The following is a 13559-nucleotide window of genomic DNA, read 5'->3' as shown; positions in this document are numbered from 1 at the left end:
GGATCTTCTTATCCGAAGTTAAGCGTCCTGTTGGGCAGTTGCCTGACTTTGCCTGGCCGAACCTCGTTCGTCCGGGCCTCGGGGCGGGACAACGTCACAACTCGGTATCAGTTAACTGGGCGACACGCCGGGTTGGGTCGGGGCCGTCGGTGTGACCTGCCCTTACCGTGGAAACGTGCTGGATCTGGAACCGCGAGGCCCGCTGCCGCCGGAGATCTACTGGCGACGCCGGGGATTGGCGATCGGCGTCGCGGTCGTGGTCATCGCCATCGTCGTCGCGATCATCGTCGCCGTTGCGGGTGGCAACTCCGGCGCGAACACCTCGAACAGCGCCGCCAAGAAGCCGACGCAGAACGCGCAGGGCGCGAACCCCGAAGTGAAAACGCAGGTCGAGCCGCCGGCTCCGGGCGACGACGCCGGCCAGCCGCCTGTGACGCCGACGGCCGCTGTGCTGCCGCCGCCCGTGCTCAACGCCGGCGACGATTGCCCGGACTCGACGCTGGCGGTCAAAGGCCTGACCAATGCCCCGCAATACGCGATCGGCGATCAGCCGAAGTTCGTCATGGTCGTCACCAACATCGGCCTGGTGGCGTGCAAGCGGGATGTCGGGGCCGCTGTGCTGGCCGCCTACGTCTACTCGCTGGACAACAAGCGGCTCTGGTCGAATCTGGACTGCGCGCCGTCTAACGAGACACTGGTCAAGATGTTCGCCCCCGGTGAGCAGGTCACCACTGCCGTCACCTGGACAGGCATGGGCTCAGCTCCGCATTGCCCGCTGCCGAGGCCGGCGATCGGTCCAGGGACCTACAACCTGGTCGTCCAGTTGGGCAACCTTCGCTCGCTCGCCGTTCCGTTCATCATGGCCCCGCCGCTACCTCCGGGAGCCGCTCCGCCCCCGCCGCCGCCGGGAGCTCCGGCAGGTGGGCCACTGCCTGGCCCGGCGCCCGCCCCGGGTGGCTGACGTCTAGCTGTACTCCGCTAGAGCGCGGGATCGCCGATCGTCGATTCGGCCAACTGCGACAGACCTTCTCGCACGTGGCGAGCCCAGATCTCGCCGATGCCCTCGACGGCTTCCAGGTCGCCTGCGCTGGCCGCCAGAAGTCCCTGCAATGAGCCGAATTCGCGGACCAGACGGTCGGCGTGGGCGAACTGCAAGCGTGGAATCTCCGACATCGCCCGGTAGCCCCGCGAGCTCACCGCCGAATCCTGCGCCTCGGCAGTTGGTGGGTAGCCGAAAACCCTTGCCATCGTTGTGAAGTCGAGCAGTTCGGCGTCCGACATCGCATCCAGCTCGTCTAGCGTGGCGGCGACCTCTTCCTTCGACAGCGGCTCGGGGTTGGCGTGGTAGTCGCGCACGACCAGCTCGCGGGATGCCTCGTTGCCGCCGAGCAGTTCCTCGAGCTGCAGGCGCAGCTGTCGGCCGTCGGTACCGAGTTCGACGACCTCGTAGTCGAGCTCGACGCCGATGCGGCGCACCAGCTCGAGCCGCTGCACCACCGTCATCACGTCACGCAGCGTGACGAAGTCTTCGATCTCAGCCCGTGACAGCTGCCGGCTGACCTCGTCGAGGCGGGCTTTGTAGCGCTCCAGCGTGGCGATCGCCTGGTTGGCCCGCGACAGGATGGTCGACGAGTCGGCGAGCACGTGCCGCTCGCCGCTCAGGTACACGGTCACGATGCTCATCGAATGGCTGACCGAAATCACCGGATAGCCGACCTGGGTCGCCGCTCGCTCAGCCGAGCGATGCCGGGTCCCGGATTCGTCGGTGGGGATCGACGGGTCGGGCACCAATTGCACGTTGGCCCGCAGAATTCGGCTGCCGTCGGTGGACAACACCACGGCACCGTCCATCTTGCACAGCTCCCGCAACCGGGTCGGCGCGTATCTGACGTCGAGCGAGAACCCGCCGTCGCAGATCGCCTCCACGCTGTCGTCGTAGCCCAGCACAATCAAGGCGCCGGTCCGTCCGCGCAGGATGCGCTCCAGGCCGTCGCGCAGCGCGGTACCCGGCGCCAGCCGCGCAACCGCCTCACGCAGGGTGGGACGTTGCTGCGGCGCCGAGCCGTTCGTCATGGGGTTGCCGACCGTCATCACCACTTATTGTGCGCTGTCCGCGTCGCATCTAGTGGATAAGGGGCCGCTGGGGGCTTCTCGCGACGCTCGGCGATGTTGAGGACGTGCTCCAACGCCGCCCCGATGTGCGGCGCCTGCAGGGTCGTCAGGCCGGGCGGCACCGCCCCGCTTCCCGACGGGATCAGCGCGGTGGTGAAGCCCTGACGGGCGGCTTCGGCCAGCCGGCGTTCCATGCCGCTGACCCGGCGCAGGTCACCGGCCAGCCCGACTTCGCCGATGATCACCGCGGTCGCCGGCAACGGCAGGTTGGCGTAGGCCGACGCCAGCGCGACCGCGACCGCCAGATCCGACGACGGGTCGGTCAGCCGCATACCGCCGACGGTCGACAGGTACACGTCGTTGACGGCGATCTTGAGGCGGGCGTGCTTCTCCAGCACCGCGGCGATCATGGCCGCCCGCGAGTGGTCTATTCCGCTGACCGCCCGTCGCGGTGAGCCGCCAGTCGGTGTCGCGAGCAGCGCCTGGATTTCGCCCACCAGGGGCCGCTTGCCGTCGAGCGTCACTGTGATCGCGGTGCCCGCCACTGGCTGGGGTCGCTGATCAAGGAAGAGGCCCGAAGGATCGGTGACTCCTTCGATCCCACTGTCCTGCAACAGAAAACACCCGACCTCGTCGGCCGCGCCGAAACGGTTCTTCACGCCGCGAACCATGCGCAGCAACGAGTTGCGGTCGCCTTCGAAGTGCAGCACCACGTCGACCAGATGCTCGAGTGAGCGAGGCCCCGCGATAGCGCCGTCCTTGGTCACGTGGCCGACCAGAATCAGCGGCACACCGGTGGTTTTCGCCGCGGCGGTTAGCGCGGTGGTGACCGCGCGCACCTGGGTGACGCCGCCGGCCACGCCGTCGGTGTCGGTGCTTGCCATGGTCTGCACCGAGTCGACGACGACCAGGGTCGGCCGCACCGCCTCGATGTGGCCGAGCACGGCGTGCAGATCCGATTCGGCAGCCAGATAGAGCTCGTCGTCGCTGCATCCGGTCCGGTCGGCGCGCATCCGGATCTGGCCTCGCGACTCCTCACCGGACACGTACAGGGCGCGTCGCCCGGACACCGCCCACTGGTGGGCGACCTTCAGCAACAGCGTCGACTTCCCGACCCCCGGGTCGCCGGCGAGCAGCGTGACCGAACCCGGCACGACGCCCCCGCCCAGGACGCGGTCGAGTTCGCCGATTCCGGTGGGGCAGTGCCGAGTTCCATCTGGCTCGACCGCGCTGATCGGGACGGCGGCCGACGCCGGGCTCAATACTGCGCGGGCGCCACCCCGGACCGCGCTGAGCACCGTGACCTCGTCGACCGAGCCCCAGGTGCCGCATTCCAGGCAGCGGCCGACCCACTTGGCCGTGACATGGCGGCACTCCGAACAGCGATACTGCGAACGCGCTTTGGCCACACCGAGAAGGTATCCGGCGGGTGCGACAAAACCGCGGAAGTTAGAGGTTCGCGCCCTCCGGCGCCGAGATGGGCACCGCGACGCTGACGCTGCCGGCCTTCTCGAAGTTGAACGTGACGTTGTAGTTCGGGCCGTTGGTGATCGGCTTGCTCAAGGCGATGGTCGCCTTGACAGCGTCACCGCTCTCGACCGCGTCGTCGGCCTTCTTGGACTGGCCGTTCTGGCCGACGAACAGGACGCCACTCGGGCGCAGGGTGGGGTCGCCGGTCACCGTCACCTTGCCGATGTCGGTGGTGATGCCGACCAGCTTGTCGGTGATGTCCGGCGACTGGTTGACGGCGACCAGGACGAGGTCGACGTTGGTCCCCGGGCGCAGGTAGTCACCTGTCTGGACGGCCCTGATGTGCACGTTGCGCAGTGCGACGTTCTTGACAGTCGCCTGGTTGCCGTCGACAGCGGATTGCTGCATGGCGGTCTGCGAGATCTGGCCGGCCCCGCAGCCGGCGAGTGCGACCGCTCCGATCACGGCACCCGCGGCAAGCGAGGCGAGCTTTGCCGAGCGACGAGATCTCGCGACACGGTTGTCGAAGCTGTTCACTCAAAGCCTCCTGCTCGGCCTTCGGACGCCTGCGGTTCGACTATGCACAGTAGTAGGTCGGCCGGGCGGGTGAAAGCTGAGGGCGGAGATGGCGCGAGCAGGCGCTCAGAGCAGCGCGATCACACGTTTCCTGAGACGAAAAGCACGTCGTGAAGGACGCTGAGCTGGTGCCGGATCGGCAGCTGTGTTGCACGAATTTCATGGTCTGTCAACCCCCTCTCCACGCGCGCGGTGCCCCTGACCTGCACCGTTGTTCCCCACGTGTTGGCGTGGCGTGTTACCATGGAGCTACGAAAGGGGCTCGAAACTGATGAATTTTGCGGTCGGAGACACCGTTGTCTATCCACATCACGGTGCTGCGTTGATCGAGGCGATTGAAACTCGAACCATCAAAGGGGAAGAACGAAAGTACCTCGTATTGAAGGTGGCGCAAGGAGACCTGACAGTTCGAGTACCTGCGGATAACGCAGAGTACGTCGGCGTCCGCGATGTGGTCGGTCAAGAGGGGCTCGACAAGGTGTTCCAAGTGCTTCGCGCGCCGCACACCGAAGAGCCGACCAACTGGTCCCGCCGTTACAAAGCCAACCTGGAAAAGCTCGCTTCCGGCGACGTGAACAAGGTTGCTGAGGTCGTCCGCGACCTGTGGCGCCGCGATCAGGAACGGGGCCTGTCCGCCGGCGAGAAGCGCATGCTGGCCAAGGCTCGTCAGATCTTGGTGGGCGAGTTGGCGCTGGCCGAAAGCACCGACGACGCCAGGGCAGAGACCATCCTCGACGAGGCGCTGGCCGCCGCGTCCTGAATTCCTGACGATTTCTTAACGCTCGGGGTACCGCATTGACCGGCACGGTCGCGGTCGTTCCCGCCGCCGGCTCGGGCGAGCGGCTGGCCGCCGGCGTCCCCAAGGCGTTTTACCAACTCGACGGTCGCACTCTGGTCGAGCGGGCCATCGAAGGCTTGCTGGAATCCGGAGTCGTCGACCGCGTGGTGGTCGCGGTCCCGGCCGATCGCACAGATCGGGCGAAGTTGATCCTCGGTCGCGATGCGACCGTCGTCGCGGGGGGAGCCAACCGCGGAGAATCGGTCGGCTTGGCGCTGGCCGCGGTCGGCGACGCCGGTGATCCCGACTTCGTACTCGTCCACGACGCGGCCCGCGCCCTGACACCACCCGCGCTCGTGGTGCGCGTCGTGGAGGCGTTGCGGGCCGGGCACCCAGCGGTGGTGCCAGCGCTGCCCGTCGCCGACACCATCAAGGCGGTCGACGCCAACGGCGCCGTGCTCGGCACGCCGGAGCGGGCCGGTCTGCGCGCCGTCCAGACCCCGCAGGGCTTCACCACCGAGCTGCTGCTGCGCGCCTACCAGCAGGCCGGGACGACTGAGTTCACCGATGACGCCTCGCTGGTCGAGCACGTCGGGGGCCAAGTCCAGGTCGTCGACGGAGACCCGCTGGCCTTCAAGATCACGACCGGGCTCGACCTGCTGCTCGCGCAAGCGATCGTCAGCAAGTGAACGTCCGGGTCGGTCTCGGCACCGACGTGCACGTCATCGAAGCCGGCCGGCCATGCTGGCTGCTGGGCCTGCTGTTTCCCGACGTCGACGGCTGCGCGGGGCACTCCGACGGCGACGTGGCCGTGCACGCTCTCTGCGACGCGCTGCTGTCCGCGGGCGGCCTCGGCGACATCGGGGAGGTGTTCGGTGTCGACGACCCGCGCTGGGCCGGCGTCAGCGGTATGACGATGCTGCGCCACGTGACCGAACTGCTCGACGCACACGGCTTTCAGGTCGGCAACGCGGCCGTCCAGGTCATCGGCAACCGGCCCAGGATCGGGCCGCGCCGTGCCGAGGCGCAGGCCGCCCTGTCGCAGGTGCTGGGCGCCCCCGTGTCGGTGTCGGCGACCACCACCGATGGGCTGGGCCTGACCGGCCGCGGCGAGGGTCGCGCGGCAATCGCTACGGCGTTATTGATCACCGTCTGAGCGTCGAGTGGCTTTTGCCTCGCGGTGATCGATTCCGCCGGTGACAGACATCCGGCAGGCTTTGTAGCGAAGATCGACCCAGCCGTCGTGCGGCGGTCATCGGCGGCCGAACCGGCCCGGTAAGCTGGCACGTCGTGACCGATCGCGCCGACCTGCGGCTACACGACACGGCAACCGGTGCCGTGCGTGATTTCGTTCCGCTGCGGCCCGGGCACGTCTCCATCTACCTCTGCGGCGCCACCGTTCAGGGCCTGCCGCATATCGGCCACGTCCGCAGCGGGGTGGCCTTCGACATCCTGCGACGCTGGCTGACGGCCCGAGGCTGCGACGTCGCGTTCGTCCGCAACGTCACCGATATCGACGACAAAATACTGAACAAGGCAGCCGCCGCCGGCCGCCCGTGGTGGGAATGGGCGGCAACCTACGAGCGGGCGTTCTCCGCCGCCTACGACGCGCTCGGCGTCCTACCGCCCTCGGTCGAACCCCGGGCCACCGGCCACATCACCCAGATGGTGGAACTGATCGAGCGGCTGATCGAGTCCGGGAACGCCTACGCGGGTTGCGGCGACGTCTACTTCGACGTGAAGAGCTACCCGGCATACGGTCAGCTTTCCGGACACAAGATCGACGACGTCCACCAGGGCGAAGGCGTGGCCGTCGGCAAGCGCGATGAGCGCGACTTCACACTGTGGAAGGGTGCCAAGCCCGGTGAGCCGTCCTGGCCGACGCCGTGGGGCCGTGGACGGCCGGGCTGGCATACCGAATGCGTGGCGATGGCACGCGAATATCTGGGCCCTGAATTCGACATCCATTGCGGGGGAATGGATTTGGTTTTCCCCCATCACGAGAACGAGATCGCGCAAAGCCACGCGGCCGGCGACAGGTTCGCCCGGTACTGGCTGCACAACGGCTGGGTGACTCTGGGCGGCGAGAAGATGAGCAAGTCGCTGGGCAACGTGTTGTCGATCCCGGCAATGCTGCAGCGCGTCCGCGCCGCCGAGCTCCGTTACTACCTGGGCAGTGCCCACTACCGCTCGATGCTGGAGTTCTCTGAGACCGCGTTGAAGGACGCGGTCAACGCCTACGTCGGCATCGAAGAATTCCTGCATCGGGTGCGTACCCGAGTGGGTGCGGTCGAACCGGGCGAGTGGACAACGGGATTCGCGGACGCGCTCAACGACGACCTCGCGGTGCCGGCGGCCCTGGCCGAAATCCACCGCGCCCGCGCCGACGGTAACCGCGCGCTCGACGCGGGCGACCATGATGCAGCACTGACCCACGCCGGAGCGATCCGGGCGATGATGGGCATCCTCGGCTGCGACCCGCTCGACGAGCGCTGGGAGTCGCGCGACGAGACCTCGGCAGCGCTGGGCGCCGTCGACGTACTGGTGCGCGCCGAGCTCGAACGCCGCCAACAAGCTCGCGTGCAACGTGACTGGAAGCTGGCCGACGAGATCCGGGACCGACTGAAAGACGCCGGCATCGAGGTCACCGACACCGGTGACGGCCCGCAGTGGTCGCTGGAGTCGCACGCCGATGGCCGGTAACTCGCAGCGCCGCGGCGCAATTCGCAAGACGTCGAAGAAGGGCCCGACCGTCGGCTCCGGCGGTCAACGGCGCCGCGGACTGGAGGGTCGCGGCGCTACCCCGCCCGCGGAGGCGCGCCCGCACCATCCGGCCGCCAAGCGGGCGAAGGCGGCGGCACGCCGGTCCGCTCCCAAGCGCAAGGACGACGGTGTCGAAAACGTGCTGGGGCGCAACCCGGTGCTGGAATGCTTGCGCGCGGGGGTTCCGGCGACGGCACTGTATGTCGCGCTCGGCGCCCAGGCCGACGAGCGGCTCACCGAAGCCGTGACGCTGGCAGCTGATTCCGGCATCGCGATCCTGGAAGTGCCGCGCTCCGACCTCGACCGGATGACCACCAACGGTCTGCATCAGGGCATCGCGCTGCAGGTGCCGCCGTACAACTATCTGCATCCCGACGAACTGTTCAAGACCGCGACGGACAACCCGCCCGCGCTACTGGTTGCACTGGACAACATCTCCGATCCGCGCAACCTCGGGGCGATCGTCCGCTCGGTCGCGGCGTTCGGCGGCCACGGGGTGTTGATTCCGGAGCGCCGGTCCGCCTCCGTGACGGCGGTCGCCTGGCGCACCAGCGCCGGTGCGGCAGCGCGGATCCCCGTCGCGCGGGCCACCAATCTCAATCGGACGCTCAAGGATTGGGCCGACCGAGGAGTGCAGTTGGTGGGACTCGACGCCGAGGGGGACACCGTCGTCGACGACGTGGACGGTACCGACCCGATCGTCGTGGTGGTGGGATCCGAGGGCAAGGGACTGTCGCGGCTGGTGCGGCAGAACTGTGATGCGGTGGTGTCGATTCCGATGGCCGGGCCGACCGAGTCGTTGAACGCGTCGGTGGCCGCCGGCGTGGTCTTGGCCGAAATCGCCCGACAGCGCCGGAGCTGACATGAGCCGTCGCCGGCTGCGCGACCACAAGGTCTCCGCCGCAACCGGCGCGTTCGCGTTGTACACCGCGATCATGACCGTTCTGGAACGCCGGATGCGGGCGACCGGCGGCCCGGGGATCATCGAATTCGAGTTGGCGGGCAGCGGGTTTCGAGCCGAGCAGATCATGACGCAGTGGGGCCACGACGGCCAGCGGGCGGCGCGGGCGTCGATGTGGCTCGACTTCGGATACATGACGTCCTACGGCATCCTCGCGGCGCTGTTGCTCGAGCGCGCGCGTCTGCGCTGGGGACATCCCCGCGCGCTGATCGGCGCCGCGGTAGTCGCTGTCGCCGGTGACGCGATCGAAGGCGTCTCGCTGCTCAAGGTGCTCGACCGCGACAGGGTCGACGTTCATGCGCGTCGCGCGCGGACCGCCGCCCTGGCCAAATTCGCTGCGCTGGCCGGTGCGCTTGGTTACGTTGTGGCCGAGGCCATCCGGCCGCTGTTCTCCCCACGTCGGTGAAACTGATTGCGTGGCCGCTCCGGCTGATGATAGTCGCTGCCATTGTCCTCATGCCCAGAGCCGGTGCGGAGGCGGTGGACTTCGACGTGATCGCCCACCAGGGCGGCCCGGGTGATACCCGTACCGGGGAGTCGTTGACAGCGTTCGCGAATGCGCTCGAAACCGGAGTCAGCACACTGGAACTCGACATCGGGATCACCAAGGACCGGCAGCCGGTGGTCTGGCATGACGAGTTCATCGACCCTGCCAAGTGCTCGGATACCGCCCCCACTGAGGCCGGTGATCCGCAATTTCCCTACGTGGGCAAGCTCGTCCACGAGCTGACGCTCGCGCAGGTCCGAACGCTGGACTGCGGTAACCGGATTGCCGTCCTGGCCGAAGTATTCGCCTTGGCCGACCAGTACAGCGCCCACGTGCGCTACGACATCGAGACGAAGGTCGACGCCGTAAACCATTCTCGGACAGCCACTCCCGAAGATTTCATCGCCGTGATACTGAGTGCCGTTCGCGCAGCCGGCAAGGTCGACCGGGTGGAGATCGAAAGCTTCGACTGGCGCACTCTGCCGTTGGTCCACCGCGCCGAACCGTCGATGGGGTTGGCCGCGTTGTGGGATCAGCAGACCTGGGTCCCAGGATCACCGTGGCTGGCGGGCGTCGACCCCGCCGCGGTCGGGGACCCTGTCGCGGGGGCCGCGCTGGTCGGCGCGACGATCCTCTCCCCGGACCACAAGCTGGTCGACCGGGCGCTCGTCGACCGCGCCCACGCGTCGGGGCTCAAGGTCCTGCCGTGGACGGTCGACAACGCGGACGACATGACGTCGCTGATCGACGACAACGTCGACGGCATCATCACCAACTACCCAGCCGTGCTGCGAGGAATACTTGCCGAGCGCGGGAGGCCGCTGCCTGCGGCGTACCGCCGCTAGCGGTCGATCATCTGACCCACGGGTCTTCGCGCCGCCACACAGTTGGCATATCCAGGGCGACGCCGTCACGCGCGGCCAGCTCACCGAGAATGCGCAGTGAGACGTCCAGGTCGTCGGCCGCGTAGGGCAAGGCCCGCAACGGCTTTGACAGCGGACGGAAGAAGTCGTCCCAGTGCACCAGTACCGCGCGGCGCGCCCCGACACTCTGCACTGTCTCCGTCCAGTAGTCGGTGAGATACGACTCCGGTTGCACGCCGAGCTGCCCGACACCGAGGTAGACGACATCGGCCCGCTGGCCGCTCAGCGCGCCTCTGACGAAGCCGGCGCTGCCCTGGATCAACACTCGCCGGTCCGATGGCCGGTGGTGAACGAACGTCGACCAGGCCTCTCCGCACCGGTATGTCGCCACCCGCACCGGCGGTACGACCGGTTGGTCGATGGTGCCTGGGAACCGGTCCGGCGGACTGTGCCGCGAGTCGATCAGCGTGATATCGAACGGACCCAACCGGATTGGAGACCCTGAGTCGGCCACCACCACGCGGTCGTCGTCGAGGCCGTACCCACGGCCGACATTGGCCGCGGACTCACCACCGACCAGCCGGGCGCCGGTTCGATCGGCCACGAGCGCGGAATCCAGCGCGTGGTCGAAATGGGTATGGACCGGTACGACCGCTTCCAGGCGGGTGATTCCCAGGCGCGCGAGAGATCCGTCGACCCGGGCGGGTGACGGCGCCACCTTGCCCAACCCCACGCGGGTCAGGCTCGGACGGGAAAAGAAACCGTCGGTCATCACCGCCGACGAACCGTCGTCGATGAGCACCGTCGCTACGCCCAGCCACGTCACCGTCAGCGGTGCATCGAAGGCGGCGGCCGGTACCCGGAAGAGGTGGGCGTGCCGCGCAAGATCAGGACGGCCAGGACGCAGTCGCATCAGCAAAACGCTTGCAGATCAATGCCGTTGGAGGTCAGGCGGTCGCGGACCGCTGTCGCGACGTGCACCGCGCCCGGCGAATCACCGTGCACGCATACCGATTCCACGTTCAGCGTCACCGTCGATCCGTCGACCGCGGTGACCGTGCCCGAGGTGACCATTGTGAGCACGCGTTCGGCGATTGCGTCGGGATCGTCGAGCACGGCGCCAGGCTCACGGCGCGAGACAAGTTGTCCGTCAGGGCGATAGGCGCGGTCGGCGAACGCCTCACCCACCGTACGCAAGCCTCGCCGGCGGGCCTCGTCGAAGAATACCGATCCAGCCAGGCCCAATACCGGCAGGCCGGCGTCGATCATCAGCACCGCTTCCGCGACCGCCGCCGCCTGCTCGCGATTGTCGACGATCGTGTTGTACAGCGCACCATGGGGTTTGACGTAAGACACGACGGAACCAGAAGCTTGCGCCAAGCCGTGCAAGGCGCCGACCTGATACACCACGTCGGCGAGCAGGTCGTCGTATGTGACGTCGATGAAGCGCCGGCCAAATCCGGCCAGATCACGGTAGGACACCTGCGCGCCGATCCGCACACCACGCTCGGCGGCCAGTCGGCACACCGACAGCAGTGCGGCCGGGTCACCAGCGTGGAATCCGCATGCGATATTGGCGCTGGTGACGATGCCCAGCATGGCTTCGTCGTCGCCGAGTCGCCAGACGCCGAAGCCCTCGCCGAGATCGGCGTTGAGGTCGATGCGGGCCACCTGGTCAGCTTAGTCGTCGAAAATCGGCTCGACCGGGCAATTCCCGGTAGCCTCACAATGCATGAGCCCCCTGCCCCGACGCCGGGCCACCCTGGCATCGTTGGCAGCTGAGCTCAAAGTCTCCCGAACGACCATTTCGAACGCCTACAACCGGCCCGACCAACTCTCGGACGCATTGCGCGAACGCGTGCTCGACACCGCCAAGAGGCTGGGCTATCCGGGCCCCGACCCGGTGGCGCGATCGTTGCGGACCCGCCGCGCGGGTGCCGTCGGTCTGGTCATCACAGAGCCCCTGACGTATTCCTTCAGCGATCCGGCTGCGCTGGATTTCGTTGCGGGCCTTGCGCAATCGTGTGAGATGGGCGGTCAGGGCCTGTTGCTGGTGGCGGTCGGACCGAGCCGCAGCGTCGCCGAGGGCGCGGCATCGGTGCTTGCCGCGGGCGTCGACGGCTTTGTGGTCTATTCGGCGGCCGGTGACGACCCCTACCTCCAAGTGGTCTTGCAGCGACGTCTACCGCTGGTAGTGGTCGACCAACCTAAGGATGTGCCGGGCGCGTCCCAGGTGGGCATCGACGACCGCGCGGCGATGCGCACGATGGCCGATCACGTGCTGGGCCTCGGTCATCGTGAGATCGGATTGCTCACCATGCGGCTGCTGCGAGATCAGTTCCAGGGCCTGGTCGACGCGAAACGTCTGCACGGATCGACGTTTCACGTGCAGAGCGAACGCATCCGCGGTGTCCGCGACGCGATGGCGGCCGCCGGTCTCGACCCCGACTCGCTCACCGTCGTCGAAAGTCACGACCACACAACAGATTCCGGTGGAGTCGCAGCGCAGACCGCCCTCGAGGCGAACCCTCGGATCACCGCGCTGATGTGCACTGCCGACGTCTTGGCCATCTCTGCGATGGACTACCTGCGGGCCCATGGCAGGTTCGCGCCCGGGCAGATAACGATCACCGGCTTCGACGGAGTGTCCGAGGCGATGAACCGCGGCCTGACCACGGTCGCCCAACCGAGCCTGCAAAAAGGCCGCCGCGCAGGGGAATTGCTACTCAACGGGGATATCAACCCGACGATCGAGGTGCTCGAGACCACGCTGATCCGCGGACGCACCGCCGGTCCGCCCGCCTAGCTTTGGGCGTTTTCTCCGTTGCCGATCAGCAGCCGAACCGCCAGCTCCAGCCGCTTGCTGACGTCGGTGGCCGAGGCCCGCCGGGTCAGCCAGGCCAGCAGATTGTTGGTCCATACATCCGAGATCACCCGGGCGATGTGGTACTGCTCCTCGGTCGGTTCGCCGTCACTCATCGCGCGGGCAAACATCGAGTCGATCAACTTCTCCACCTGATCCACTTCACCGGCCGCCGACGCGTCGGCGAACACGTAGGCCCGGGTCATGGCCTCGGTCAGCAGCGGATTGCGTTGCATCGCGCGGTTGAGCTTGCTGATCATGAAGTTCAGTCGCTGGCTCGGCGTTCCCCCGACCAGCGTGGAGCGGTCGGTCTTGGCGTCGATTCGTTCGAACTCACGGCCCAGCGCCGACACCAGCAAGTGCACCTTCGACGGGAAATACCGGTACAGCGTGCCGACCGCGACATCGGCGCGGTCAGCCACCGCGCGCATCTGAACCGCCTCGTAGCCGCCCTTGGACGCGATTGCCATCGTCGCGTCCAGGATGCGCTTGCGGCGCTCCCGCTGCGCTTCGGAACCCAATTCCGACTCAGCCAGTACCGCCACGTTCATCACCTCACGAGGTTGCGCGGAGGACGAACCCGGCGTGGCTTCTGCGTGCCCCGAACCAGAAGGGGTCATCTGACGGACAGCTCCTTTTCCTACGCGCTCGCCCGAAACGATACGCATGCCGAGCGCGAATATCCC

At 67.6% G+C, this 13559-nt stretch carries 15 protein-coding genes; 9 read left to right on the top strand and 6 right to left on the bottom strand.

What is annotated here, in order from left to right:
- Positions 1-175 precede the first annotated feature (175 nt).
- Positions 176-961: a hypothetical protein gene (locus MKK62_RS05975; protein WP_240261916.1), complete on the top strand. Its 786-nt coding sequence runs from the start codon at positions 176-178 to the stop codon at positions 959-961.
- Positions 962-978: 17 nt separating this feature from the next.
- On the opposite strand, the gene disA is transcribed toward MKK62_RS05975, so the two are convergent.
- From disA to MKK62_RS05960, 3 genes are read right to left on the bottom strand one after another with little or no spacing between them, the layout of a single operon-like run.
- The gene (disA, locus tag MKK62_RS05970) at positions 979-2073 is read right to left on the bottom strand and encodes a DNA integrity scanning diadenylate cyclase DisA (RefSeq protein WP_240263807.1); all 1095 of its coding nucleotides are present in this window, start codon (positions 2071-2073) and stop codon (positions 979-981) included.
- Positions 2074-2090: 17 nt separating this feature from the next.
- A complete protein-coding gene (gene radA / locus MKK62_RS05965) occupies positions 2091-3521 on the bottom strand; it encodes a DNA repair protein RadA (RefSeq protein ID WP_240261917.1) in 1431 nt (476 codons plus the stop codon).
- 40 nt (positions 3522-3561) lie between these two features.
- Positions 3562-4119 carry a copper chaperone PCu(A)C domain-containing protein gene (locus MKK62_RS05960; protein ID WP_434085026.1) on the bottom strand — a complete coding sequence of 186 codons (558 nt, stop codon included), beginning with the start codon at positions 4117-4119 and terminating at the stop codon, positions 3562-3564.
- A 310-nt stretch (positions 4120-4429) separates the two neighbouring features.
- On the opposite strand from MKK62_RS05960, the gene carD reads away from it, so the two are divergent.
- The 7 genes from carD (at position 4430) to MKK62_RS05925 (ending at position 9992) form a co-directional block, all read left to right on the top strand.
- Entirely contained in the window at positions 4430-4918 is a 489-nt protein-coding gene (gene carD / locus MKK62_RS05955; RefSeq protein ID WP_240261918.1) for a CarD family transcriptional regulator, read from the top strand.
- Between the two features lie 35 nt (positions 4919-4953).
- Complete coding sequence (gene ispD, locus MKK62_RS05950; protein ID WP_240261919.1) at positions 4954-5625, top strand: 2-C-methyl-D-erythritol 4-phosphate cytidylyltransferase; 672 nt, start codon at positions 4954-4956, stop codon at positions 5623-5625.
- Positions 5622-6092, top strand: a complete 471-nt coding sequence (gene ispF, locus MKK62_RS05945) for a 2-C-methyl-D-erythritol 2,4-cyclodiphosphate synthase (protein WP_240261920.1) — start codon at positions 5622-5624, stop codon at positions 6090-6092. Before ispD ends, ispF begins: the two co-directional genes overlap by 4 nt.
- A 134-nt stretch (positions 6093-6226) precedes the next feature.
- Positions 6227-7639: a cysteine--tRNA ligase gene (cysS, locus tag MKK62_RS05940; RefSeq protein ID WP_240261921.1), complete on the top strand. Its 1413-nt coding sequence runs from the start codon at positions 6227-6229 to the stop codon at positions 7637-7639.
- On the top strand, positions 7629-8561 hold the full coding sequence (rlmB, locus tag MKK62_RS05935; RefSeq protein WP_240261922.1) for a 23S rRNA (guanosine(2251)-2'-O)-methyltransferase RlmB: 933 nt from the start codon (positions 7629-7631) through the stop codon (positions 8559-8561). The genes cysS and rlmB overlap by 11 nt, the downstream gene beginning before the upstream one ends.
- Position 8562: 1 nt before the next feature.
- On the top strand, positions 8563-9066 hold the full coding sequence (locus MKK62_RS05930; protein ID WP_240261923.1) for a hypothetical protein: 504 nt from the start codon (positions 8563-8565) through the stop codon (positions 9064-9066).
- The gene (locus MKK62_RS05925; RefSeq protein ID WP_434085025.1) at positions 9063-9992 is read left to right on the top strand and encodes a glycerophosphodiester phosphodiesterase family protein; all 930 of its coding nucleotides are present in this window, start codon (positions 9063-9065) and stop codon (positions 9990-9992) included. The genes MKK62_RS05930 and MKK62_RS05925 overlap by 4 nt, the downstream gene beginning before the upstream one ends.
- Positions 9993-9999: 7 nt before the next feature.
- Here the strand turns inward: MKK62_RS05925 and MKK62_RS05920 are convergent, their stop codons facing one another.
- A complete protein-coding gene (locus MKK62_RS05920; protein ID WP_240261925.1) occupies positions 10000-10923 on the bottom strand; it encodes an MBL fold metallo-hydrolase in 924 nt (307 codons plus the stop codon).
- Positions 10923-11681 (bottom strand): LamB/YcsF family protein, encoded by a 759-nt coding sequence (locus tag MKK62_RS05915; protein WP_240261926.1) that lies wholly within the window; start codon positions 11679-11681, stop codon positions 10923-10925. The genes MKK62_RS05920 and MKK62_RS05915 overlap by 1 nt, the downstream gene beginning before the upstream one ends.
- A gap of 61 nt (positions 11682-11742) precedes the next feature.
- On the opposite strand from MKK62_RS05915, the gene MKK62_RS05910 reads away from it, so the two are divergent.
- Entirely contained in the window at positions 11743-12816 is a 1074-nt protein-coding gene (locus MKK62_RS05910) for an Rv3575c family transcriptional regulator (protein WP_240261927.1), read from the top strand.
- On the opposite strand, the gene kstR is transcribed toward MKK62_RS05910, so the two are convergent.
- Positions 12813-13418, bottom strand: coding sequence for a cholesterol catabolism transcriptional regulator KstR (kstR, locus tag MKK62_RS05905; protein WP_240261928.1), 606 nt, complete (start codon positions 13416-13418; stop codon positions 12813-12815). The two genes, MKK62_RS05910 and kstR, sit on opposite strands and share 4 nt — an antisense overlap.
- Between the last annotated feature and the right edge of the window lie 141 nt (positions 13419-13559).

Source organism: Mycobacterium paraterrae, assembly GCF_022430545.2.
In the GTDB taxonomy this organism is placed as follows: domain Bacteria; phylum Actinomycetota; class Actinomycetes; order Mycobacteriales; family Mycobacteriaceae; genus Mycobacterium; species Mycobacterium paraterrae.
Note: the sequence above shows the minus strand (reverse complement) of the source record. Positions and strands in the feature narration are given on the sequence as shown.